The organism is Devosia nitrariae (assembly GCF_030160115.1).
GTDB lineage: Bacteria > Pseudomonadota > Alphaproteobacteria > Rhizobiales > Devosiaceae > Devosia > Devosia nitrariae.
Window position 1 is genome coordinate 247,116 of sequence record NZ_BSNS01000022.1, and the last position, 23,529, is coordinate 270,644.

Below are 23,529 nucleotides of genomic sequence, written 5' to 3' on the forward strand. Positions count from 1 at the left end.
ATACGATTTGATTGGATCAAATCCCGCGCCCTAACGTCTTGTTGTCGCGAGATTTTCTGCAAAAACCCGATTCTCACTTTTTGCGTCTCACTTTAGACCGTCTCGCCTTCGGCCGGTTCGTCCTCCTCGGCTTCGAAGTAGTCCGGATGCTCGGCAATGGTCTGACCGAGCAGCACCTCGGCGCGCGCCAGATGGGCGCGCATGGCCGCTTCCGCGCCGGCCGCATCACCCGCCGCCACCGCTGCCACGATCGCCTTGTGCTCGGTGATAGCCCGCTTCTGGCTGGCAACACCGAGCGTCAGGTAGCGCACCCGGTCAAGCTGGATCTTGTGGTCGTCGACGAGCTGCCAGGCGTATTCGACACCGGCGAGACGCGCGAGCGTCCTGTGGAAGAGCTCGTCGAGTTCGTGGAAGCCATGGACGTCCTCGATCTCGGACGCGGCCTCCTGATCGGCGATGATGGCCTTGAGCGCTTCTTTCGTCTCCGGCAGGTGCGCCCCCGCCACCCGCCGCACGATCTCGACCTCGATGGATTCGCGGATGAAACGCGATTGCCGCACGCCGTCGGCCGAAATCTTCTTGACCACGGTCGCCCGTTTGGGGCGGATGAGCAAAAGCCCCTGCTGAGCGAGGCGGATGAAGGCCTCACGCGCCGGCTGGCGGGAAATGCCGTAGCGCGCCGCGATATCGCTTTCCGAGATGGCATCGCCAGGCTTGAGCTTGAGGGTGACGATCTCCTCGCGCAGGGCCGCAACCACACGGGAAGCGATCGTATCGCTCACCGCCTCCTCCACCGGTTGCAGCACCTCTCCCACTATGTGACCTCCTCCACCATTCCCGCGATCGTTACCCAAAATCGACGCCGAGGTCGATTCCCGCGGTCTTGAGCATCTCGCCGACATGGATGCGCTCGCCCGTGGCGATCGCCTGATTGGCCGCGATGCCGGTGAGGATCGACCAGGCGCCGGCCACCTGGTCCGAGCTGCGGTTGTAGCGGTCAGGCTCGACGCCCTGCGGATCGAAGAGATAGCCGAGCATGATCGGATCCGCCCCGCCATGGTCGCCGGATCCTTCCCACACCTCGAGCTTTTCCGGTGCCTTGCCGGCAAGATGCAATTCCGTCGTGATCCCGTCCTCGACCGGCCGCTGCCGATCGCCGCCGAAGACCCCGTGCACCTCGACATGCCGATGGGTCAGCTCGCCCTTGGTGCCGTGGAACTTGATTTCCAGCCCCTCCCAGGGGCTGTAGGCGCAGAGCGTATAGTTGCAAGAGATGCCGTTGGCATAGGCGACCTGCACCTGCATGGTGTCTTCGATGGTGATGTCGGGCGCGAACACGCACTTGTCGCGGATGTAGCCGTCCTCGTCCTCGGCATCGAGATAGAGCTCGCGCAGCTTGTCGTTCTCTTCGAGGTCCATGCGGAAGTCGCACCTGTCGGCGACCGGACACTCGTGGCAGCGCTCGCCATGGCCGGCCAGCCCGAGCTTGATCGCCATCTCGGGTGTATAGAAATCACGCTTGCCGTTGGCCGCCACATGCACCGGAAACGAGGCCGTCCACCAGTTGAGCAGATCGAAATGGTGGGTGGACTTGTGGACAAGCAATCCGCCGGACTTGTCCTTGTAGCGATGCCAGCGGCGGAAATAGTCCGCCCCGTGCACCCGGTCGAGATACCAGCGGAAGTCGATCGCCGTGATCTCGCCGATGGTGCCGGCCATCAGGATATCCTTGAGCTGGGTGCGGGCGGGCGTGTAGCGATAGTTGAAGGTGACGGCGACCGACTTGCCGGTTTCGCGCTGCGCATCGAGGATAGCCTTGAGCTTTTCGACGTTGATCGTCATCGGCTTCTCGGTCATCACATTGCAGCCCGCGCGCAGCGCCTCGACGATGTACTTGTCGTGGAGATAGTCCGGGGTCGTCACGATCACCGTGTCCGGCCGTTGCTCGGCGATCATGCGATCGAATTCGGCAGCGTGATAAGTGGCGACTCCGTTCCCCTTCTGGTTCTTGACCTTGCCGGCCGACAGCGCCAGGCGCTTGGAGTTGACGTCGCACAGCGCAACGAGCTCGTTGCCTTGTGCATGCGTTTCGGTGACCGCCGTGCGGAACATGGAATGGCGGGCACCTGTGCCCACGATGGCGTATTTCATTGCGATGAATTCTTAAGGGTCAGGACTCGGGGACAGGACGGCGGAGAGCAGGACGCCTGCATGCGCCGCAGGTATGCCTCCATCTTCCATACAAGATTGAAGGCAGGCGCGGCGTTTGTCAAATGCTGCGTGCGGGATTGTGACCGGGTCTGACTTCGCTTAGCCGCAATCTGCACAAGCAAACCGGCTCTGACCAGATTCCGCCCCCGCCCATCGGGTCATTCCCGCGAAAGCGGAAACCTCCGTTTCGCTAGCAGGCTCTGCCAACAGAGGTCCCCACTTTCGTGGGGATGACTCCGTGGAAGGGGGACAGTCGGTGCAAACCGAGCCAAGCTGTGGGTAGGCGCTCCCGCTTCTGGTCGGACACGGACAGGGGATGCTAAGGGAAGTGCCCGTCATTGAGTCCCAGCCCGGATTGAGCATGAAAGTCGACATCGACATGGGAGCGGCGCCCGATGGGCGGGCGGCCCTCATGGATCTCGAAGAACTGCTCGCCACCCGCCTCCTGGTGCAGGGCAATTCCGGTTCGGGCAAATCACATCTCCTGCGCCGGTTGCTCGAGCAGAGCGCCCAATGGGTGCAGCAGTGCGTCATCGATCCCGAGGGTGATTTCGTCACCCTCGCCGACAGGTTCGGCCATGTGGTGGTGGACGCCGCCCGTACCGAGAACGAACTCACCCGCATCGCCGGCCGCATCCGCCAGCACCGCGTGTCGGTGGTGCTCAATCTCGAAGGGCTCGACGTCGAGCAGCAGATGCGTGCCGCCGCAGCCTTTCTCGGCGGCATGTTCGATGCCGACCGCGATTTCTGGTATCCGGTGTTGGTCGTCGTCGACGAGGCCCAGCTGTTCGCCCCAGCCGCCGCCGGCGAGGTTTCCGACGAGGCAAGGAAGCTCTCGCTCGGCGCCATGACCAACCTCATGTGCCGGGGCCGCAAACGCGGGCTTGCCGGCGTTATCGCCACGCAGCGCCTCGCCAAGCTCGCCAAGAACGTTGCGGCCGAGGCCAGCAACTTCCTGATGGGCCGCACTTTCCTCGACATCGACATGGCGCGTGCCGCCGACCTTCTCGGCATGGACCGGCGCCAGGCCGAGCAGTTCCGCGACCTGGAGCGCGGCCGTTTCGTCGCGCTCGGTCCGGCCGTCGCGCGCCGGCCGCTGCCCGTCGTCATCGGTCCGGTCGAAACCTCGGCCCGCTCGACGAGCCCGAAGCTGACGCCCCTGCCCGAGGCGCCGGCCGACGCACAGGAGCTGATCTTCACCCGCGAACCGGAGCCGGTGCGCCCGGCGCCGCGTCGGGCGGCGCCACCCCCGCCGACCCCGACCGCCGACATCCTCGCTCAACTGGCCCGGCCGCGGCCACAGCAGGCGGATGTGCCGCAAGGCCTTTTCCCCGAGATTGACGAGGCCGAACGCGAGGCGCTGATCGACGCGGTCATGCGTGAACTCCTCGACGATCCCGATGCCGGCTTCCGCTCGGTCGCCGTGCTCTATCAGGATTTTCTGGTGCGCTGTCGCATCCGCCGCGTGCCGGGCGACCCGCCCGCCCTGCCCGCCTTTCGCCGGAAGCTCGCGGTCGCTCGCGCCGGGGTCGCCGCTGAGATCGCCGAAAGCGAGGCCTGGCAGCAGGCGCTGGCGCTTTCAGAGAGCCTTACCGACGATGTCCAGGGCGTTTTCCTGATGATCGCACAGGCAGCGGTTGCCGGAGAGCCGTGTCCTTCCGATGCGACTCTGGCGCGCGCCTACGGCACGCATTCGCCGAGCCGGGCCCGACGGCTGCTCACCTGGTTCGAGGAACGCGGGCTGATCGTGGTACGCCTCGACTTCCGCGGTGCCCGCGTCGTCGCCCTGCCCGACCTCGGCTGCGAGACGGCGCCGAGCGACCCCGAAGGGCCCGATGCCATGACTGAGGAACGCCCCGCGGCGGAGTAGCGGTCTGGCCTCTTGGCTACGCGAGCGTAATAGCGTGTGTTGAGATTCAGGTCAGGCCGAGGAAAAATGGTCATTGCAGACCGGCATCACCTGAATATCAATACATCCTAGGCCCGCAACCGCTCTGCTGCCCCGAGATAAGCCGGCACCGACCGCGCATCCATCGGCCGGGCATAGAGATAGCCTTGCGCCCATTCGCAACCGACCGCGCGCAGGAACTGCGCCTGGCCTTCGGTCTCCACGCCTTCGGCCACCGTCTGCAGGTCGAGATTGTGCGCTAGGTCGATGACCGCGTGGACGATCGAGGTGGTGCTGGCATCGGTGCCGAGCCGGGAGATGAAGCTACGGTCGATCTTGAGGACGTCCACCGGAAACTCGCGCAGGTGCGTCAGCGAGGCAAAGCCAGTGCCAAAATCGTCGAAGGCAATGGTGACCCCACCCTGCTTCAGGTCCCGGCAGATCTCGGGTGCGTACCCGGCCGCGCGTGACAGGAATACATCCTCGGTGACCTCGACCTCGATCGACCCGGGCGGCAGGCCGAGGCTGGCGATGTGCTCGAGGATGGTGCGCGCGAGGTTGCGGTGGCGGAACTGGCTGGCGCCGAGGTTGATGGCGACCGACCCGAAGGCGAGGCCTTGGCGCTGCCACTCGGCTGCCTGCTCCAAGCCGGAGCGCAGGACGAAGTGGCCGATCTCGACGGAGAGCCCGGGGTCCTTGAGCGCCGGCCCGAACGCCCCGGCCGCGACCACCGATCCGTCCTCACGCACCCAGCGCAACAACGCCTCGAACCCTCTATGCGCACCGTCGGCAAGCCGCACCTTGGGCTGATAGTAGAGTTCAAGATTGCCGCGCTTCAGCGCCCGGCTGATGTCGCGCACGATGGCGAAGCGTTGCGTGGCTTCGGCCTTGAGTTCGACCCGGTAGACCGCATCGCAGTTCTTGCCGGCACCCTTGGCATCGTAGAGCGCCAGGTCCGCATCGGCAAAGAGCGCATCGCTGCGGATGGGACCGGTTCCCGGCCAGTAGGCGATGCCGATCGAGGCGCTGAGCTGAAAGGCCTGGCCCTGCCAGCGCAGCGGCACCTGTATGGCCTTGCGCACATGCCGCGCCAGCGCCCGCGCATCCCGCCCCTGCGATTCCTCGACGAGAATGGCGAATTCGTCGCCGCCGATCCGCGCCACCAGAGCCCCGCGCCCGGCCGCCCGCCCGATCCGCCGCGACACCCGCCTCAGGCACTCGTCGCCCGCGGCGTGACCATGGGTGTCGTTGATGTCCTTGAAGCCATCGAGGTCGAGTAGCAGGAAGGCGTGGCGCCGCCCGGGGACGGTCTCTGCCAGGCCGTCGATGCGGGTCTGGAGGAAGGCCCGGTTATAGAGCCCGGTCAGGGCGTCGCGCTCGGCCATGGAGGCGATGCGGTCCGCCGCCTCCTTCTCATCGGTGATGTCGCGCATGATGCCGAAGCGGCGCACCGGGACACCGTCGATCATCTCGGCCTCCGAGCTGATCCGCACCCAGCGCCGGTTGCCCTTGCCGGTCACGATCTGTGCGTCGAGCCGGTAGGAGGTGTTGGCCTTGCGCGCCCGGGCGATGACGCCGGCGATGCGTCGCCGTTCGCTGCGTGGGTAGAAGGAGAACACCGCCTCCTCGTCGACCACGAAATCCTCACCGACCTCGTGCAGCCGATACATGCCTTCGCTCCAGCGATAGGCGCCGGTCGCCAGATCCCGCTCCCAAGCGCCGATGCGCGCCATGACCGATGCCTGCGACAGGACGCGGTGCTGCTGGAAGAGCTGGCGACGCTGATCTTCGACGAGCCGCAGATGCGCCTCGGCTTCGCGGCTCAGCCGCGCCAGTTTTTCTGCGCTTTCGAACTGCCGCAGCAACCCCTCGGCGATGCCGGCAAGGCGCGAAAGCGCCTCGGCCTCCTTCTTCTCGAAAACGCGCGGCGCCGTGTCGAAGACACATATCGCCCCGACGACGAGACCGTCCTCGAGGGTCAGGGGCGCACCCGCATAGAAACGCAACCTGGGTCCGCCGGCAACGAGCGGATGGCTGCTGCTGGCGCTCTCGGCGGCAAGATCGGAGATGACGAGAGGCGCACCGGATTCGATCAGTCGGTTGCAGAAAGCATGCTCGCGCGGCATCTGCTTGAGCCCGAGGCCACGCAGCGCCTTGAACCATTGGCGCCTGTCGTCGATGAGCGAGATCCCGCAGATCGGCACGCCGAGCGTCTGGCCGACGATATCGACCAGGGCCTCGAATTCGGGCGTTGGCGGCGTGTCGAGAATGGCGAGCGCCTTGACGGCCGCCTGCCGACGGACCTCCCAGGCGGCCTTCGCTTCCGCTTGCTCTTTCTGTCCGCCGTTCGCCATCTTCTCGGGGCACCGCCAACCAGGGCTTCTGCCCCTTCAACGGGACCCTAGGGCGACCGCCTTAATGAAGGCTCTACGCCGTCTCTGCGGCTTGCCGAGCGCGCGAGACGATCGACAAGAGGGTAAACAAGCTGTCTCCGCCCGACCTTAGTCGCGCTTGCGGCTCATCTCGATCATGCGCTCGACCGCCCGGCGCGCCGGAGGGATGATGTCTTCAGGCACCGTCACCTCCTCGGTGCCGGTATGGAGCGACCACAGGACATTCTCGAGGTTGATCCGCTTCATGTGCGGACAGATGTTGCATCCCCGCAGGAAATCGACGCCCGTCGTCTCCGAGGCGACATTGTCCGACATCGAGCACTCGGTGACCATCACCACGCGAGCCGGCCTTTCTGTCTTGACCCAGTCGATCATCGCCGCGGTCGAGCCGGCGAAATCGACCGCATCGATCACCTCCGGCGGACACTCGGGGTGGGCGATGATCTTGGCCGTCGGATAGGCATGGCGCAATTCGGCGATGTCCTCGGCCGTGAAGGTCTCGTGCACCTCGCAGGCGCCCGCCCAGGTGATGACCTTCTTCTTGGTCCTCTTGGCCGTGTTCTGCGCCAGATACTGGTCGGGGATCATGATCACCGTGTCGCCCTCGACCGCCTCGACGATGTCGAGCGCATTGGACGAGGTGCAGCAGACGTCGGTCACGGCTTTGACCGCCGCCGAGGTGTTGACATAGGTGACGACCGGTACACCCGGATACATCTCGCGCATCGCCTCGACGTCGTCGACCGAGATGGATTCGGCAAGTGAGCAGCCGGCACGGCTGTCGGGGATCAGCACCGTCTTTTGAGGGTTCAGGAGCTTGCTGGTCTCGGCCATGAAATGCACGCCGCACTGCACGATCACCGACTGGTCGACGCGCGTCGCCTCGATGGCCAGCTGCAGGCTGTCGCCGACGAAATCGGCAACGCCATGGTAGATCTGCGGCGTTTGGTAGTTGTGGGCGAGGATGACCGCATCCCTCTCCTTCTTGAGCCGGTTGATCTGGAAGATCAGCGGCGCATAGAAGGGCCATTCGATCTCCGGGATCTTGTCCCTGACGCGATCAAAGATGCCGCCGGTTTCGCGTTCAACGGCGGGCGAGAACTTGAGGTCGAAGTTTTCCGCGAGGATGGCGCGCGCGTCTTCGAGCGGGGTGAACGCGTTGATCGTCTGAACCATGGCAACCCTCCTCGGCGCCGGAGCATTTTCAGGTTCGAAAATGCGAGAGGCAAAGAGCCAGAGACCCCGCTTCGACCGCGTCGGAACGGGAAGTGCTCCAGCTGCCGGGGTTACCTAGGCACTTTCGAGACCTATTTCAATCGAGCGAGCGCGGAATTGGGTGCCCCGAAGTTCCCCCTCCCAACCTCCCCCACAAGGGGGGGGGTGAACCCTGTGCCTTTGGCAGAATGGTACCACGCCCACAAAACAGCACCTCCCCCCTTTGTGGGGGAGGTTGGGAGGGGGGTGATCTGTGACCTCAGCAGCTAACGAAATTGGCGCTTGCTCAAACGCGACCGAGCCCCTACCACGGGGCAACTCCAGCGCAGGATCGCCGCCATGCCCCAGGACGCAGAAGCCATCCGCTCCATCCTCTCGCTCGCTCCCGTCGTGCCGGTCATCATCCTTGATGATGTCTCCAAAGCCCGGCCGCTGGCGCAAGCGCTGGTGGCCGGCGGTCTGCCGGTGCTGGAGGTGACGCTGCGCACGGCCAATGCGATCCGGGTGATCGAGGAGATGGGCAAGGTCGAGGGCGCTATCGTTGGCTCCGGTACGGTGCGCAATGCCCAGCACATGCAGCAGTCGGTCGACGCCGGCGCGCGCTTCATGGTCTCGCCCGGCGCGTCGCCGCGCCTGCTCGATGCCGCCGACGATATCGGCATTCCGTTGCTGCCCGGTATCGGCACGCCGACCGAGGCCATGACTGCCGCCGAGCGCGGCTACTCGTACCTCAAGTTCTTCCCGGCCGAGGCGCTTGGCGGCGCCCCCGTCCTCAAGGCCTTCGCCTCGCCCCTGCCGGACGTCACCTTCTGCCCGACCGGCGGCATCGACGCGGCCAAGGCCAAAACCTACCTGGCGCTGTCCAACGTCATCTGCGTCGGCGGCTCATGGATCATGCCGGCCGACGCGGTCGAGAGCGGGGACTTTGCCCGCATCGAGACCCTCGCGCGCGAGGCGGCGGCCCTCAGGGGCTGAGGCCGCCATGGCCGGCGTGCCCGAAAGCGGGCTCGGCCATTTGCGCGTAACCCTCTCCGAGACCGCCTATATCGGACCGGGCCGCGCCGACCTGCTCGAGGGCATTGCCGCGACCGGGTCGATCTCGGCTGCCGGCAGGCGCATGGGCATGAGCTACAAGCGCGCCTGGGGACTGGTGCAGGCCCTCAATGACGGGTTCGGCGCGCCGCTGGTCGAGGCCAGCCGCGGCGGCGCCGCCCAGGGCGGCGCGCACCTGACAGATCTCGGCGCCGAGGTCCTCGCCCGCTATCGCGCCATGCAGGACAAAACCGCAGCGGCCATCGCCGCCGATGTCGCTGCCCTGCGGACGCGGCTCGCCGTTATTTCCGGAAGGAAATAACGCTTGATCGGCAAGGACATGTTTGGCAGACGATATGTTTAGACGGACATATCGGAGCCAATGATGAAACGCGTCGTCCTCGCCCTGCTGTCCGCCGTGTCGCCCAGCCCCGCCCATGCCGAAACCGTCACCATCGCCGTCGCCGCCAATTTCACTGCGCTCGCCGAAGACCTTGCAGAAATGTTCGCCGCCCAAACCGGGCATGAGCCGGTGCTGAGCTTTGCCTCGACTGGTCAGCTCTATGCCCAGATCACTCAAGGGGCGCCTTATGAGGTGTTCCTCGCGGCCGACAACGAGCGACCCCGCATCGCCATCGAACAAGGCCTCGCCGTTGCGGGCACCGCCTTCACCTACGCCGTTGGACGGCTGGTGCTATATAGCCCGACCCTGGACGTCTCGGCGGGAGAGGTGGTCCTGCAAGAGCCCTTCAGCAAGCTGGCCATCGCCGACCCCGCTGCCGCGCCCTATGGCGCCGCTGCCATTGAGACGCTCGAAGCGCTCGGCCTCTACGAGGCGATCAAGGGACGGCTCGTTACCGGCGAGAACATTTCGCAAACGCTGCAGTTCGTCGAGACCGGCAATGCCGAGCTCGGTTTCGTTGCCGCGAGCCAGGTGGTCGGCAGGCCCCACCAATGGCTGGTGCCGGCCGACTTCCACCAGCCGATCCGCCAGGATGCCGTGCTGCTGAAAGCCGGTGAGACCAACCCCGCAGCCGTCGCCTTCCTCGATTTCCTGCGCTCGGGCGAGGCCGTCGCACTGATCGAGGCGGCCGGATACGACGTGCCGTGATCGCGCTTTCCGAACTCTGGCCGCCGGTCATCCTGACGCTGACGCTCTCGGCAGTCACCACGCTCTGCCTTCTGGCGCTTGGGACGCCCCTCGCCTGGTGGTTGGCGCGCACGGACTGGAAAGGGCGCGAGATGATCGGCGGTATCGTTGCGCTACCGCTGGTGCTGCCCCCGACCGTCATCGGCTTTTATCTGCTCATCGCCCTCGGCCCCAGCGGGCCGGGCGGGGCCATCGCCGGGCTCTGGGGCGCGCGCACTCTCGCCTTCTCCTTTATCGGCCTGCTCATCGGCTCGATCCTCTATTCCCTGCCCTTCATGGTGCACCCGTTGCGGTCGGCCTTCGAGGCGGTGCCTCGGGAATATCAGGAGGCGGCCGAGACCCTGGGCGCAACGCGCTGGCAGAGCTTCCGCCGGGTCGTGGTACCGCTCTCGCGCTCGGGGTACCTGACCGGTGCGGTGCTCACCTTTGCCCATACCGTGGGCGAGTTCGGCGTGGTGCTGATGATCGGCGGCAATATCCCCGGCGAAACTAGGGTCCTTTCCATCGCCATCTACGACTATGTCGAGCGGCTGGAGTGGAATTCGGCCCATATCCTTTCGCTCGGCATGGTCGTTTTCGGGTTCGTTGCCATCACCGGTATGCTGATGATCGACCGCCGCGCAGGCTTGCCACGGCCGTAAGACGGCACCGGGCGGCGATCGCAGAAAAATCCTGTTCCCGCCCTGCCACGCAATCGACTACAGTCCCGCCATCGATTGCTCGGGGGAGATTTGAAAACATGGATTTATTCATCGACGGCGGCAGCGTGACGCTGATCGTTATCGGCATCCTCGCCATCCTGGTGCTGTTTGCCGGCATCAAGACTGTGTCGCAGGGCTACAACTTCACCATCGAACGCTTCGGCAAATATACGCGCACCCTGTCGCCCGGCCTCAACCTCATCGTCCCGTTCATCGATACGGTCGGCAAGCGGATCAACATGATGGAGCAGGTGCTCGACGTTCCCCACCAGGAGGTCATCACCCGCGATAACGCCACGGTCACCGCCAATGGCGTCACCTTCTACCAGATCCTCGATGCCGCGGCCGCCGCCTATGAGGTGACCAATCTCGAGCACGCCATCCTCAACCTTACCATGACCAACATCCGCTCGGTCATGGGCTCGATGGACCTTGACGAGCTCCTGTCCAACCGCGACGAGATCAACACCCGCGTGCTGCGCGTCGTCGATACCGCCGTCTCGCCCTGGGGCGTCAAGATCACCCGCATCGAGATCAAGGACATCGATCCGCCCAAGGACCTCGTTGAATCCATGGGCCGGCAGATGAAGGCCGAGCGCGAGAAGCGGGCCGCCATCCTCGAGGCCGAGGGCCGCCGGCAGGCGGCGATCCTGCAGGCCGAGGGCGCGAAGCAGGCGCAGGTGCTGGAGGCCGAGGGTCGGCGCGAGGCTGCCTTCCGCGACGCCGAGGCCCGCGAGCGCTCCGCCGAAGCCGAGGCGAAGGCAACCGAGATGGTGAGCCAGGCGATTGCCTCCGGCGACGTGCAGGCCATCAACTATTTCGTCGCCAACAACTACATCAAGGCGCTCGAGCGGCTCGCGACCTCGCCCAACCAGAAGGTGCTGATGCTGCCGGTCGAGGCCGCGAGCGTTATCGGCTCGATCGGCGGCATCGCCGAAATCGCCCGCGAGGCGTTCGGCGAAAACCGCACGCCCCCGATGCGCGGTGCCCGCCCGCCCAGCGCCGGCTAGTATAGGCTCAGGGGGACACCAATGCAGATCGTCGACTTTCTCTTGGCCTACGGCCCCTGGGCCTGGATCATCGCCGGGCTGATCCTCCTCGCCCTCGAGCTCGTCATTCCGGGCGGCTTCCTGCTCTGGCTCGGCATCGCCGGCATCGTCACCGGCCTTGCCGCCATGATCCAGCCGCTCTCGCTGCCCATGCAATGGGGCCTCTTCGGCATCCTCTCGCTGATTGCGATCTTTGCCTGGCTGCGCTTCTTCCGCGCCCGCCCGCAGGTCACCGACCGCCCCTACCTCAACCGCCGCGCCGAGCGCCTTGTCGGGCGTGAAGCCGTACTCGACGACCCGGTCGCCGGCGGCTACGGACGACTGGTACTGGAAGACACCGTCTGGCGTGTTGCAGGTCCGGACCTTCCCGCGGGCACCAGGGTCAAGATCGTCGGCGCCGACGGGACGGTGCTGCTGATCGAGGCGGCGTAGTCTCAATTGTGCGGGCCAAAGCCCCCTCACCCTGACCCTCCCCAAAGGGGCGAGGGGACGCCGTGGCGCACGCTGGAAGACAAGCCTGCCCACCGGGGCTCACCTCGCCCCTCTGGGGAGAGGTCGGCGCGAAGCGCCGGGTGAGGGGTTTACCCGGAGCGACGTAAGGGCCGCTATTCCAGCCAGAACACCGGCTTGAGGTCGACCGAGAGCGGCTCGTTCTTGTCGTTGGTGGCCATGATGTCGGCCATGTGCGCCCACCAGCGCTGCATGACCGGGTGGGCAGGCAGGTCCGCCATGGTGTGGTCCTTGCGCCGCCAGAGCACGCCGAAGAGCGTATTGGTCTCCTCGTCGAGATGGATTGAATAGTCCCGCACCCCTGCGTCCTTCAACAGCGTCACGAGCTCGGGGAAAATCTCGTCGTGACGTTTCTTGTATTCGGCGGCCATCCCTGGATTGAGCCGCATCTTGAAAGCGTGCTTTTCCCAACCGTCCTGTTCGATCATGCCCTGCGCTCCCTCCACATGCGATAAAGGATCGGCAGCGCGATGACCGTGATCAGCAGACCGCCGATGAAGATCGACATGACGATGCCCGGCACGTTGAGCAGCCCCAGGCCGAAGGTGACGAGCCCCATGATCAGGGCCGCCAGGACGACGCCCGTGATCGAGCCGGCGCCACCCAGGATATTGACCCCGCCCAGCACCACCATGGTGATGACCTCGAGCTCCCAGCCCTGCGCGATCGAAGGTCGCGTCGAGCCCAGCCGCGCCGTCAGCATGACGGCGGCAATGCCGCTCATCAGGCCGGTGAGGCAAAAGAGCACGAACTTGATACGAGCAACCCGCACGCCCGAGAACTGCGCGGCCACCGCGTTATTGCCGATGGCAAAGATCTGTCGGCCGAAATTGGTACGGTGCAGCGCGAACCAGAAGAGCACCGCCGCGAAAACGAACAGCACCAGTTCGAACGAAATGACCCACCACACATAGCCCTGCCCGACAAACGAGAAGTCGCTCGGATAACCGCCATAGGCCCGGTCACCGAGGATGGCATAGGAGATGCCACGGAACAGGCTCATCGTGCCGATGGTGACGACGATCGAAGGCAGCTTCAGGCCCGTCACCAGCGCGCCATTGAAGGCTCCGCAGGCAAGCCCCACGCCAATGCCGATGGCCACCAGCCCCGGTGTCGGCACGCCCCACTGCACCGCCATCCCCATCAGCGTCGAAGCCAGCGCGATGATGGCCGCTACCGAAAGGTCAATCTCCCCCGAGGTGATGAGCAGCGCCATCGCCAGCGCGATCACCGCCTTTTCGGTGAAGTTGAAGGTGAGGTCGGAAAGGCTCCAGGCGTTGAGGAAATAGGGCGAGGCCAGCGAATTGAGGATGAAGATGACCACCGCCACGAGAACGAGCAGCGTCTCCCAGGAGAGGACAGCGGACTTAATCGGATTGTCCAGCCGGTCCGGGATGTGGCGGTGAGTGGTTTCGGCAGCGTCAGTCATGGGACGCCCTTGGTGCTGTGGCGGAACAAGACACCCCCCTCCCGACCTCCCCCACAAGGGGGGAGGTGGATGTCAGTGCTTGTGGCAAGATCGTGCCACGAACACTAGGCGGCACCTCCCCCCTTGTGGGGGAGGATGGGAGGGGGGTAAGCCCGGACCACATCCAAGCCGGACTACATACGATACCCATCATCCCGCCTCCGCCGTCTTGAGGATGATCCGGCCGCCGCGGCGCTCGCCGCGGGCGTTGAAGATCACCGCCGTGATGATCGCCGCGCCCGAGATCGCCATCTGCCAGAAGGGGGAGACGCCGATGACGGGGAGGGCGTTGTTGATGACGCCGAGGAACAGGGCGCCGAGCACCGCGCCGCCGACCGTGCCGATGCCGCCGGCGATCGAGACGCCCCCAATGACGCAGGCGGCGACCACCTGCAGTTCGAGCCCGCGCGCAACGTCGACCGATGCGATGACGTAGCGCGAGACCCAGAGGTACCCGGCGAGCCCGGCGACCATGCCGGCAAGGGTAAAGGCGATGAACTTGGTCTTGCCGACATCGATCCCAGCATAGGTCGCTGCCGTCGGATTGATGCCCGTGGCATAGAACGCTCGACCGAGCGGGGTGCGCAGCATCATCAGCGCAAAGAGCGCGATGACGAGGATGGCAATCCAGGAGAGCATGGGCAGGCTGAGGAATTCGGCGCGGGTAAAGGACTTGAACCGGTCCGACATCTCGACCGCGTTGACCCAGGTGCCGCCGGAAACGAGGAACACAGTGCCTCGATAGATGGTCAGCGTGCCGAGCGTGACGACGATGGGCGGAATGTTGAGTTTCCAGACGAGCAGCCCGTTGAACATGCCCAGGAGCCCACCGACGACGATGCAGCCCAGGATCAGTACCTCGACCGGAATGCCCGGCATTGCCGCGTTGACCATGGCGGCAATCATGCCGGTCAGCGCCAGGTTGGAGGCAAGCGACAGGTCGATCGAGCGGGTGAGGATGACGACGAGCTGCCCGCACGCCAGCATCATCAGCACTGCCGTGTCGTTGAAAATGGCTGTCAGGTTCCCCGGGCGCCCGAAGCCGGCCGAACGAGTGGTCACCAGCGCCACGATGATGGCGATGATGGCAAGGAGCATCACCTCCCGCTGCTTGAGTAACCGGATCATGCCGCTTGGCTCCTGATGCCGGCGGCCGTCTCGACGAGGGTCACCGGATCGAGCCCCTTATTGTCGAAGACGCCGGCGATGCGCCCTTCGCGCATGACGACGACGCGGTCGGACATGCCCATGACCTCGGGCAGTTCGGAAGAGACCATGATGACGCAAAGTCCCTGGCCGACGAGTTCGCTCATGAAGGCATGGACGGCGGCCTTGGAGCCGATGTCGATGCCCTTTGTCGGCTCGTCGAGAATGATGACGCGGGGGTTGGTCGCCAGCCACTTGGCGATGACCACCTTCTGCTGATTGCCGCCTGAGAGCGTGCCGACATCCTGGCTGAGTGATGCCGCCCGAAGGTCGAGCCGTTCGGTATAAGTGCGGGCGAGCGCGAACTCCTGCGCCAGCTGCAGCACGCTCGATGTGCTGGTGCGTTTGAGCGAAGGCAGCGACACGTTCTGGAAGATGGGTAGGCCGATGACGACGCCCTGCTTGCCCCGCTCCTCGGGCACATAGACGATGCCCGCAGCAACCGCGTCCGCCGCAGATCTGGGCGCGATCTCGCGTCCATCGATGGTGATGCTGCCGCCGGAAGGCCGGGTAATACCGAACAGCGCCTGCATGACTTCGGTGCGGCCGGCCCCGACAAGGCCGTAGAAACCGAGGATTTCCCCCCGGCGCAACGCGAACGAGATGTCGGCGAACTCGGTGGGATGGCTGAGGCCTTCGACCGAGAGCACGACTTCGCCGATCTCGGCTTTGACCTTGGGAAAGATATGGTCGACCGAGCGCCCGACCATCATCCTGACGATCTCGTCCTGCGCGGTCTCCTTGATCATCCCCTTGCCGACCATCTCCCCGTCGCGAAAGACCGTGAAGCGGTCGGCGACGCGGTAGATCTCGTCGAACTTGTGCGAGATGAAGAGGATGGCCTTGCCCTCCTCTTTCAGAAGCTCGACCAGGACGTAGAGGTCCTCGATCTCCTTCTGGCTCAAGGCCGCGGTCGGCTCGTCCATGATCACGACGTCCGCCTCGACCGAGAGCGCGCGGGCAAGGCCCACCAGATGCTTCTTGGCGATGCCGAGTTCCTTGAGCCTGGTATCGGCGCGAAGCTCCGCGCCCATGGAATCGAGCAGCGACTGCGCTTCGGCGCGCATCTTCTTCCAGTCGATGAGCTTGAAGCGTGTACGTGGCGCATGGCCGAGAAAGACGTTCTCGGCGACCGTCAATTCGTCAAACAGCACCGTCTCCTGGTGGATGGCGGTGATGCCCTTCTCGAACGCGGCGTGTGCCGTCGGCAGGCTGACCGGCTCGCCCCGGACATGGATTTCTCCCGCGTCCGGCCGGTAGATGCCTGTCAGGATTTTGACCAGCGTCGACTTGCCCGCCCCATTCTCACCGATGAGTGCCGTCACCTCGCCGGGATAGAGTTCGAGCGCCACATCGTGCAGCGCGCGCACGCCCGGAAAGGACTTGGAGATACCGGAAAGGGTGAGGACGGGTTCGGTCATGTTTTCTTGGGTTAGGACCCCCTCCCTTGCCCTCCCCACAAGGGGGAGGGTGATACCGGGGATGTGGCACGATATTGCCATACCCACCGCCGGGCACACCTCCCCCTTGATGGGGGAGGATGGGAGGGGGTGACGCGATGCCGGCGATCTGTCTGCCGGACTGATGCCTTTAGAAAATCGTCGCGAACTCGTCGATGTTCGAGGCATCGTAGGTGAAGGGCTCGGCCATTGCCGCCTGCCCGTCTTCGCCGATGGTGACCTCGCCGACCCGTCCGATCGAGATCGTCGCGCCCGGCTCGGCGGTCGCCGCGTCAGTTGCCAGCGCATGGGCGATGTAGGTCGCCGAATAGCCGAGGTCGATCGGGTTCCAGATGGCAAAGGACTGGCTGGCGCCCGACTTGATGTGCGCGGCCATTTCCGAAGGAAGCGCCAGGCCCGTGACGTTGATCTCGCCGATCTTGCCGGCGTCGGTCACCGCCTGCGCCGCCGCAACGATCCCGACCGTGGTCGGGGCGATGATGGCCTTGAGGCCCGGATAGGACGAGATCAGGCCCTGCGCCTCGCGATAGGACTTGTCGGACTGGTCGTCGCCATAGACGGTGGCGACGAGGTTGATACCCTCATAGTCGGGCAGCACCTTTTCGGCTTCGGCGATCCAGATGTTCTGGTTGGTGGCGGTCGCGGTCGCCGAAAGGATGGCGACATCACCGCCGTCCGGCAGGTGGTCGGCAGACAGCTTGATGATCGTGTTGCCGATGAGGTCGTTCGAGGACGGGTTGAGGTGCATCTCGCGGCCTTCCGGGGCAACGCCCGAATCCCAGGAGATGACGGTGATGCCGCGCTGCATGGCGCGCTGCAGTGCCGGAACCAGCGCATCCGGGTCGTTGGCCGAGATGGCGATGGCGTCGACCTGCTGGGCGATCAGCGAGTTGACCACCTCGATCTGGGCTTCCGCCGTCGGTTCGGTGGGGCCGGTATAGATGATCTCGACATCGCCGAGTTCGCCGGCCGCCTCTTCGGCGCCGCGCGCGGCCGCCTCGAAGAAGCCGTTGCCCAGCGACTTGACGACGAGCGCGATGCGCGTCTGCGCATAGGCAGGCGCTGCCGCGAATACCGCCGCAAGGGCAGTCGTCACGGCCAGGGTATGGATGAGTTTCATATTGGATAGTCCTCCCGAGTGATGCCGCGGCCCTACAGGGCCACGGACGGTGATTGCTGATCGCTATCAGCACCTTTTTCCGCAACAATGAGACCGACGCCCGCCGTTTCCAGCATCTGCCGGTCCTCGTCGCGGATGCCCCCGTCGGTGACGACGGTAGTGATCCTGTCGAGTCCGCACAGGATAAGGCTCGACTTGGCCTTGAACTTGGACGAATCGGCCAGGACGATCAGTTCGTCCGCCTGCCCGATGAGCGCCAGCTCCGACTGCACGACCATCGGATCCGCCTCCATCAAGCCATGCGCGTTAAGGCCCTGACAGCCCATGAACATCTTCTTGGCATAGAAGTGGCTCGCCACCACCCCGCCGAAGGGAGAGAGGATGACGTTCTGCTCCCGGTAGATCGTGCCACCGGGAATGACCACGCTGTTGCGCGAATTGTGGATGAGGTATTCGGCAATGGCGAAGGAATTGGTGAAGACCGACAACCGGCGCGTCGCCAGGTGCGGCACCATCTGGTGAGTGGTGGTGCCGCCATTGATGATGATCGACTCCCCGTCCCGGCAGAGATCGGCGGCCGCGCGGGCGATGGCGCGCTTGGCGCCGATGTTGATGCTTTCGTTGACCGAGAAGGGTCGTCCGATGAGGGCGCTCTGCTCGGGCGGATTGACCGCCTCGGCTCCGCCCCGCACCCGCCGCAGCTGCCCCTGGATGTGGAGCGCGGCAATGTCGCGCCGGATGGTCGCCTCCGAGGTGCCGGTGATCTCGACCAAGTCCGCAACGGTCGCGACCGGCCGTGCCTGCACGGCGGCGAGAATGACCCTGTGGCGTTCCGTTTCGTGCACGCAGCACCTCCCTTTCAATGATTTGAGTTCCATCAAAACCGATCAGTGTCAATCAGAATTTTGCCACTTCCGGTCGAGCGACCGGATTGGTGATGGAAGTTGATTGTTTCTGATTGACATACGCCGGCTTTCTATGGCCATTGTCCAGCCAAACCCTAGCACGCGAATTTCCCTTGGGAGGAGGTCCAATGTCCAAGTCCGCGCATCCGCGCCTCGCCAATCTTTGGGACGATGCCAAAGCCGCCGCGATGAGCGAGCCGGAACGCCTCGTCTACCGCTCCAACCTCCTCGGTTCCGACAAGCGGGTGACCAACTACGGGGGCGGCAACACCTCGTCCAAGATCATGGAGAAGGACCCGCTGACCGGCGAAGAGGTCGAGGTGCTCTGGGTCAAGGGCTCGGGCGGGGACGTGGGCACGATCAGGCTCGACGGCTTTGCCACTCTTTATATGGAGAAGCTCCGCGCGCTGAAGGGTCTTTATCGCGGTCTCGAGTTCGAGGACGAGATGGTCGGCTACCTCCCCCACGCGACCTTCAACCTCAACCCGCGCGCCTCCTCGATCGATACGCCCCTGCACGCCTATGTACCGAGGCCCTTCGTCGACCACATGCACCCGGACGCGATCATCGCCATCGCGGCCTCCAAGGACTCCAAGGCGCTGACCCAGGAGATCTTCGGCGACGAGATCGGCTGGCTGCCATGGAAACGGCCGGGGTTCGAGCTGGGCCTGTGGCTCGAAAAATTCTGCCTCGAGAATCCCAATGCCAAAGGCGTCGTGCTCGAGAGCCACGGGCTCTTCACCTGGGGCGATAGCCCCAAGGAGTGCTACGAGACGACCATCGACATCATCAACAGGGCCACCGCCTGGTTCGAGGAGAAGACCGCCGGCAAGGCGATCTTCGGCGGAAAGGCGGTAGACTCCCTGCCCGCCGACGAGCGCCGCGCCATCGCCGCCCGCTTGATGCCCAAGATACGCGGCCTCATCTCCGAGGACAGCCACAAGCTCGGCCATTTCGACGATTCGCCGGCCGTGCTCGAATTCGTCAATTCCAAGGATCTGCGGCCGCTGGCGGCGCTGGGCACCTCCTGCCCCGACCATTTCCTGCGGACCAAGATCCGCCCGCTGGTCATCGATTTCGATCCGGCCAAGCCCGACGTCGATGCGGTCGTCGACAAGCTCGCCGACGACGTCGCCGCCTACCGAGCCGACTACGCGGCTTATTATGAGCGTTGCAAGCGCGACAACTCGCCCGCCATCCGCGATCCCAACGCCGTCGTTTACCTGATGCCGGGCGTCGGCATGTTCACCTTCGCCAAGAACAAGGCGACGGCGCGCATCTCGGGCGAGTTCTACGTCAACGCCATCAACGTCATGCGCGGCGCCTCGACGGTTTCGGAATATCGGGGCCTGCCCGAGCAGGAAGCGTTCGACATCGAATATTGGCTTCTCGAGGAAGCCAAGCTCCAGCGCCTGCCCAAACCCAAGTCGCTGGCCGGCCAAGTCGCGCTCGTCACCGGCGGGGCCGGCGGCATCGGCAAGGCGACGGCCGCGCGGCTCTTGCGTGAGGGCGCCTGCGTGGTGCTGGCCGATATCGACCAAGCGGCCCTCGCCGGTGCCCATGAGGAGCTCTCGAAGGTCTTCGGTGCCGATTTCGTGCGGCCAGTGAACATCAACGTCACCAGCGAGGACCAGGTCTTGGCCGGCTTTACCAACACGGCAGTGGAGTTCGGCGGCCTCGACATTCTCGTTTCCAACGCTGGCCTTGCCTCCTCGGCACCGATCGAGGAGACGACGCTGGCGCTGTGGAACCGCAACATGGATATCCTTTCGACCGGCTATTTCCTGGTGTCGCGCGAGGCTTTCAAGCTGTTCCGCGCCCAGAAGATCGGCGGCAACGTCGTCTTCGTTGCCTCCAAGAACGGGCTGGCCGCCTCGCCGAACGCCGCCGCCTATTGCACGGCCAAGGCCGCCGAGATCCATCTCGCCCGGTGCCTGGCGCTCGAAGGCGCCGAAGCTCAGATCCGCGTCAACGTCGTCAACCCCGACGCGGTGTTGCGCGGCTCCAAGATCTGGACCGGCGAATGGAAGGAACAGCGCGCCGCTGCCTACAAGATGAACACCGACGACCTCGAGGAGCACTACCGCCAGCGCTCGATGCTCAAGCGCTCCGTGTTTCCCGAGGACATTGCCGAGGCGATCTACTTTTTGGCTTCGGACATGTCGGCCAAATCCACGGGCAACATCATCAACGTCGACGCCGGCAACGCCCAGGCATTCACGCGATAAGCAGAACCCCCTCCCTAGCCCTCCCCACAAGGGGGAGGGTGAGCGCAGCGTTTGTGGCGCGATACTGCCACGCACACAGGGTTCATCTCCCCACTTTTGGGGGAGGCTAGGAGGGGGGACTCACGGGAGGAACAACATGCACGAATCCATCTTCGACCAGTCTTCCATCGAAAAGGACAACGCCGCGCGCGAAGCCACTCTTCGCCGCGACTACGAGACCCTCGGCGAGCGGCTCGACCGGGCCGGCGTCGCCATCGACGAGATCAAGCAGAAGGTCGCCGCCTTCACCGTCGCCATTCCCTCGTGGGGTGTCGGCACCGGCGGCACGCGCTTTGCCCGTTTCCCCGGCGTCGGCGAGCCGCGCGACATCTTCGACAAGCTCGAGGACTGCGCCGTCATCAACCAACTGACCCAGGCGACCCCCAGCGTCTCCCTGCACATCCCGTGGGACAAGGCCAACCCGAACCGTCTCAGGGAGACGGCCGACCGGCTCGGCCTCGGGTTCGACGCCATGAACTCCAACACCTTCTCCGATGCCCAGGGGCAGGCGCACTCCTACAAGTTCGGCTCGCTCTCCCATACCGATGCGGCAACCCGCAGGCAGGCGGTCGAGCACAACATCGAGTGCATCGAGATCGGCAAGGCCATCGGTTCAAAGGCGCTGACGGTCTGGATCGGCGACGGTTCGAACTTCCCCGGCCAGGCCCACTTCACCCGCCAGTTCGAGCGCTATCTCGAGGCGATGAAAGAGGTCTATAAGGCGCTCCCCGACGACTGGCGCATCTTTACCGAGCACAAGATGTACGAGCCGGCCTTCTATTCGACGGTCGTGCAAGATTGGGGAACGAACTACCTGATCTCGAAAGAGCTGGGCGACAAGGCCTATTGCCTCGTCGACCTCGGCCACCATGCGCCCAACGTCAACATCGAGATGATCGTTGCCCGGCTGATCCAGTTCGGCAAGCTCGGCGGCTTCCACTTCAACGACAGCAAGTATGGCGACGACGACCTCGACACCGGTGCGATCGACCCTTACCGCCTGTTCCTTGTCTTCAATGAACTGGTCGATGCCGAGCTCAACCTGCCGGACTTCCACCCCGCCCACATGCTCGACCAGAGCCACAACGTCACCGACCCTATCGAGAGCCTGATGGTGTCGGCGGCCGAAGTGCTGCGCGCCTATACCAGCGCCCTTCTCGTCGATCGCAAGGCCCTCGACGGCTACCAGCAGGCCAATGACGCACTGATGGCGACCCTCTCCCTCAAGACCGCCTTCCGCACCGACGTCGAACCGATCCTGGCCATGGTCCGCCTCGAAAAGGGCGGCGCCATCGACCCCGTCGGCGCCTACCGCGCCTCGGGCTATCGGCAGAAGGTCGCCGAGATACGCCCGGCCGTTGCCGGCGGGTCGGGGGGGATCGTTTAGGTCTGCGTTGAATCGTCCCTACTCAAGAACGCTCATCTCCACCGGGTCATTCCCGCGAAAGCGGGAACCTCTGTTAGCAAATTCTGCAAGGGAAACGGAGGTCCCCGCTTTCGCGGGGATGACGGGCGAGTGGGGAAACTAGGAGCCAAACCGGACGTTTCGAGAGAACTGGGATAAAGCAAGTTCCGCCGTAGCTCCAATCGCCGACAACGCTTTATTAACCATAACCGTCCAAGCATGGCGTGAGCGCCTGCCCGTTGCGCAACGGGCAGGCGGATGGAGCGCCTTTTGTCCTGCCCCGCACGTCGGCCCAAATCCTGGCCCGTAAAGCTGTTCGCCGGCCTGCTGCTCATTGCGGCCGCGCCGATCGCGGGCGCATGGGCGGCCGATGATCGACTGGAGCCGGACCTCTACCCCCTGGCGCCCGGCACGCCGCTCTCCCCTCCCCCGGCCGAGCCTGCCCACCTGCCGTTCGATGTCGACTGGAGCCTGGCGCTGCGCGGTAGCTTTACGCAGGACGAGGACGGCGAGAGCTATGAAGCGGTGCTGGTTCCGCGTGTGACGCTGACTCGGGAGGGCGGGCGGTCGACGCTTGTCCTCGACACGGAGGCCGAGCTCGCCCTGCCGCTCGACGGCGAGACCCATGTCGAGGCGCTCCGCCTCGGCGTCTCGGGTGCCTATGCGCTCGACAGCGTCACCGACCTCACCGGATCCGCGGCGCTCGCCTATGAACAGCCCAATCCCAACGATCCGGGCGTTGCGGACGACGTCGAGGACCCGGCCGACAGCATTTCCGGGAGCGTCGACCTTGGCGTGTCGCGGCGCTTCGGCCTCTTTTCCGTCGGCCTCGACGGCGGCGTTGCCCGCACCGTTTATGGACCGACGATCATGACCGGCGGCATCGAGGAGCTTAACGGCCACGACAATGCCTGGACCTTCGATACCGGGCTGCGCGTCGGCTACCAGATCACCCCGATTTTCGAAGTGTTCGGGCGCGGCAGCGTCGAGCGGGAGATCTTCGACCATCCCGTGCCCGGCCTTGGAGTCAAGGCCGACGCCACGCAATATGCGCTCGTTGGCGGCCTTGCCGGCAACTGGCGCGGGATCCTCACGGCCGAAGGCTCGGTCGGAGTGGGGCTGCGCCGGTTCGACGCGGGCGCGCTCGACGAGATCACCTCGACTCTCTTCGACGCTCGCCTGACCTATACACCAGACCCGACCGTCACGCTCTCGGCCGGCTTCCGCAGGACACTCGAAGCGGCGGGAGTCGACACCTCCGGCACCGCCCGCATCGAAACCCGCGCCGATGCCGAGCTTGCCTATACGGTCAACCGCTGGTTGCGGCTACGTGCCAGCGCCGACTGGTGGGACGCCGAGCTCGAAGGTTCGGGCGAGACCGAAAAGGGCTACGGCCTCGGGCTCGGTACCGACTACCGCCTCGGCGCCCATACCCAGCTCTCGGCCGACTACGGCTTTGCCCATACCGAAAAGTCCGGCGACACGCCCGAGGACACGCACCGGGTGACGGTGGGCGTCACCGTTTCGCGCTAAGGCGTTCTCAACGTCC

20 protein-coding genes are annotated in these 23,529 nt (G+C 65.0%); 10 read left to right on the forward strand and 10 right to left on the reverse strand.

Annotation, left to right across the window (positions count from 1 at the left end):
* Positions 1–92: 92 nt before the first annotated feature.
* On the reverse strand, positions 93–782 hold the full coding sequence (locus QQK18_RS20850) for a GntR family transcriptional regulator (RefSeq protein WP_284342300.1): 690 nt from the start codon (positions 780–782) through the stop codon (positions 93–95).
* 64 nt (positions 783–846) lie between these two features.
* Entirely contained in the window at positions 847–2,151 is a 1,305-nt protein-coding gene (locus tag QQK18_RS20855; RefSeq protein WP_284342301.1) for a Gfo/Idh/MocA family protein, read from the reverse strand.
* A 421-nt stretch (positions 2,152–2,572) separates the two neighbouring features.
* On the opposite strand from QQK18_RS20855, the gene QQK18_RS20860 reads away from it, so the two are divergent.
* A complete protein-coding gene (locus QQK18_RS20860; protein ID WP_284342302.1) occupies positions 2,573–4,081 on the forward strand; it encodes an ATP-binding protein in 1,509 nt (502 codons plus the stop codon).
* A gap of 107 nt (positions 4,082–4,188) precedes the next feature.
* On the opposite strand, the gene QQK18_RS20865 is transcribed toward QQK18_RS20860, so the two are convergent.
* Complete coding sequence (locus tag QQK18_RS20865; RefSeq protein WP_284342303.1) at positions 4,189–6,453, reverse strand: putative bifunctional diguanylate cyclase/phosphodiesterase; 2,265 nt, start codon at positions 6,451–6,453, stop codon at positions 4,189–4,191.
* A gap of 147 nt (positions 6,454–6,600) precedes the next feature.
* Positions 6,601–7,668, reverse strand: a complete 1,068-nt coding sequence (nadA, locus tag QQK18_RS20870) for a quinolinate synthase NadA (protein WP_284342304.1) — start codon at positions 7,666–7,668, stop codon at positions 6,601–6,603.
* Positions 7,669–8,046: 378 nt separating this feature from the next.
* Here nadA and eda point away from each other — a divergent pair, with 378 nt between their 5' ends.
* From eda to QQK18_RS20900, 6 genes are all read left to right on the forward strand, one after another.
* Positions 8,047–8,682 carry a bifunctional 4-hydroxy-2-oxoglutarate aldolase/2-dehydro-3-deoxy-phosphogluconate aldolase gene (gene eda / locus QQK18_RS20875; RefSeq protein ID WP_284342305.1) on the forward strand — a complete coding sequence of 212 codons (636 nt, stop codon included), beginning with the start codon at positions 8,047–8,049 and terminating at the stop codon, positions 8,680–8,682.
* A gap of 7 nt (positions 8,683–8,689) precedes the next feature.
* On the forward strand, positions 8,690–9,061 hold the full coding sequence (locus tag QQK18_RS20880) for a winged helix-turn-helix domain-containing protein (RefSeq protein ID WP_284342306.1): 372 nt from the start codon (positions 8,690–8,692) through the stop codon (positions 9,059–9,061).
* A 63-nt stretch (positions 9,062–9,124) separates the two neighbouring features.
* On the forward strand, positions 9,125–9,850 hold the full coding sequence (modA, locus tag QQK18_RS20885; RefSeq protein WP_284342307.1) for a molybdate ABC transporter substrate-binding protein: 726 nt from the start codon (positions 9,125–9,127) through the stop codon (positions 9,848–9,850).
* The gene (modB, locus tag QQK18_RS20890) at positions 9,850–10,530 is read left to right on the forward strand and encodes a molybdate ABC transporter permease subunit (protein WP_379993925.1); all 681 of its coding nucleotides are present in this window, start codon (positions 9,850–9,852) and stop codon (positions 10,528–10,530) included. The genes modA and modB overlap by 1 nt, the downstream gene beginning before the upstream one ends.
* Positions 10,531–10,628: 98 nt before the next feature.
* Positions 10,629–11,600, forward strand: coding sequence for an SPFH domain-containing protein (locus QQK18_RS20895; protein ID WP_284342309.1), 972 nt, complete (start codon positions 10,629–10,631; stop codon positions 11,598–11,600).
* Between the two features lie 21 nt (positions 11,601–11,621).
* On the forward strand, positions 11,622–12,071 hold the full coding sequence (locus QQK18_RS20900; RefSeq protein WP_284342310.1) for an NfeD family protein: 450 nt from the start codon (positions 11,622–11,624) through the stop codon (positions 12,069–12,071).
* 173 nt (positions 12,072–12,244) lie between these two features.
* Here QQK18_RS20900 and rhaM read toward each other — a convergent pair whose 3' ends face one another.
* From rhaM to QQK18_RS20930, 6 genes are all read right to left on the reverse strand, one after another.
* Positions 12,245–12,577 carry an L-rhamnose mutarotase gene (gene rhaM, locus QQK18_RS20905; protein ID WP_284342311.1) on the reverse strand — a complete coding sequence of 111 codons (333 nt, stop codon included), beginning with the start codon at positions 12,575–12,577 and terminating at the stop codon, positions 12,245–12,247.
* Positions 12,574–13,578 (reverse strand): ABC transporter permease, encoded by a 1,005-nt coding sequence (locus QQK18_RS20910; RefSeq protein WP_284342312.1) that lies wholly within the window; start codon positions 13,576–13,578, stop codon positions 12,574–12,576. Before QQK18_RS20910 ends, rhaM begins: the two co-directional genes overlap by 4 nt.
* 189 nt (positions 13,579–13,767) lie before the next feature.
* Entirely contained in the window at positions 13,768–14,745 is a 978-nt protein-coding gene (locus QQK18_RS20915) for an ABC transporter permease (RefSeq protein WP_284342313.1), read from the reverse strand.
* Positions 14,742–16,244 carry a sugar ABC transporter ATP-binding protein gene (locus tag QQK18_RS20920; RefSeq protein WP_284342314.1) on the reverse strand — a complete coding sequence of 501 codons (1,503 nt, stop codon included), beginning with the start codon at positions 16,242–16,244 and terminating at the stop codon, positions 14,742–14,744. Before QQK18_RS20920 ends, QQK18_RS20915 begins: the two co-directional genes overlap by 4 nt.
* Before the next feature lie 169 nt (positions 16,245–16,413).
* Positions 16,414–17,403: a rhamnose ABC transporter substrate-binding protein gene (rhaS, locus tag QQK18_RS20925; protein ID WP_284342315.1), complete on the reverse strand. Its 990-nt coding sequence runs from the start codon at positions 17,401–17,403 to the stop codon at positions 16,414–16,416.
* Between the two features lie 32 nt (positions 17,404–17,435).
* Positions 17,436–18,248, reverse strand: coding sequence for a DeoR/GlpR family DNA-binding transcription regulator (locus tag QQK18_RS20930; RefSeq protein WP_284342316.1), 813 nt, complete (start codon positions 18,246–18,248; stop codon positions 17,436–17,438).
* A 188-nt stretch (positions 18,249–18,436) separates the two neighbouring features.
* On the opposite strand from QQK18_RS20930, the gene QQK18_RS20935 reads away from it, so the two are divergent.
* The 3 genes from QQK18_RS20935 (at position 18,437) to QQK18_RS20945 (ending at position 23,513) form a co-directional block, all read left to right on the forward strand.
* Positions 18,437–20,536, forward strand: coding sequence for a bifunctional rhamnulose-1-phosphate aldolase/short-chain dehydrogenase (locus tag QQK18_RS20935; RefSeq protein ID WP_284342317.1), 2,100 nt, complete (start codon positions 18,437–18,439; stop codon positions 20,534–20,536).
* Positions 20,537–20,672: 136 nt separating this feature from the next.
* Complete coding sequence (gene rhaI / locus QQK18_RS20940) at positions 20,673–21,962, forward strand: L-rhamnose catabolism isomerase (RefSeq protein ID WP_284342318.1); 1,290 nt, start codon at positions 20,673–20,675, stop codon at positions 21,960–21,962.
* A gap of 288 nt (positions 21,963–22,250) precedes the next feature.
* The gene (locus tag QQK18_RS20945; protein WP_284342319.1) at positions 22,251–23,513 is read left to right on the forward strand and encodes an outer membrane beta-barrel protein; all 1,263 of its coding nucleotides are present in this window, start codon (positions 22,251–22,253) and stop codon (positions 23,511–23,513) included.
* Positions 23,514–23,529: the final 16 nt, after the last annotated feature.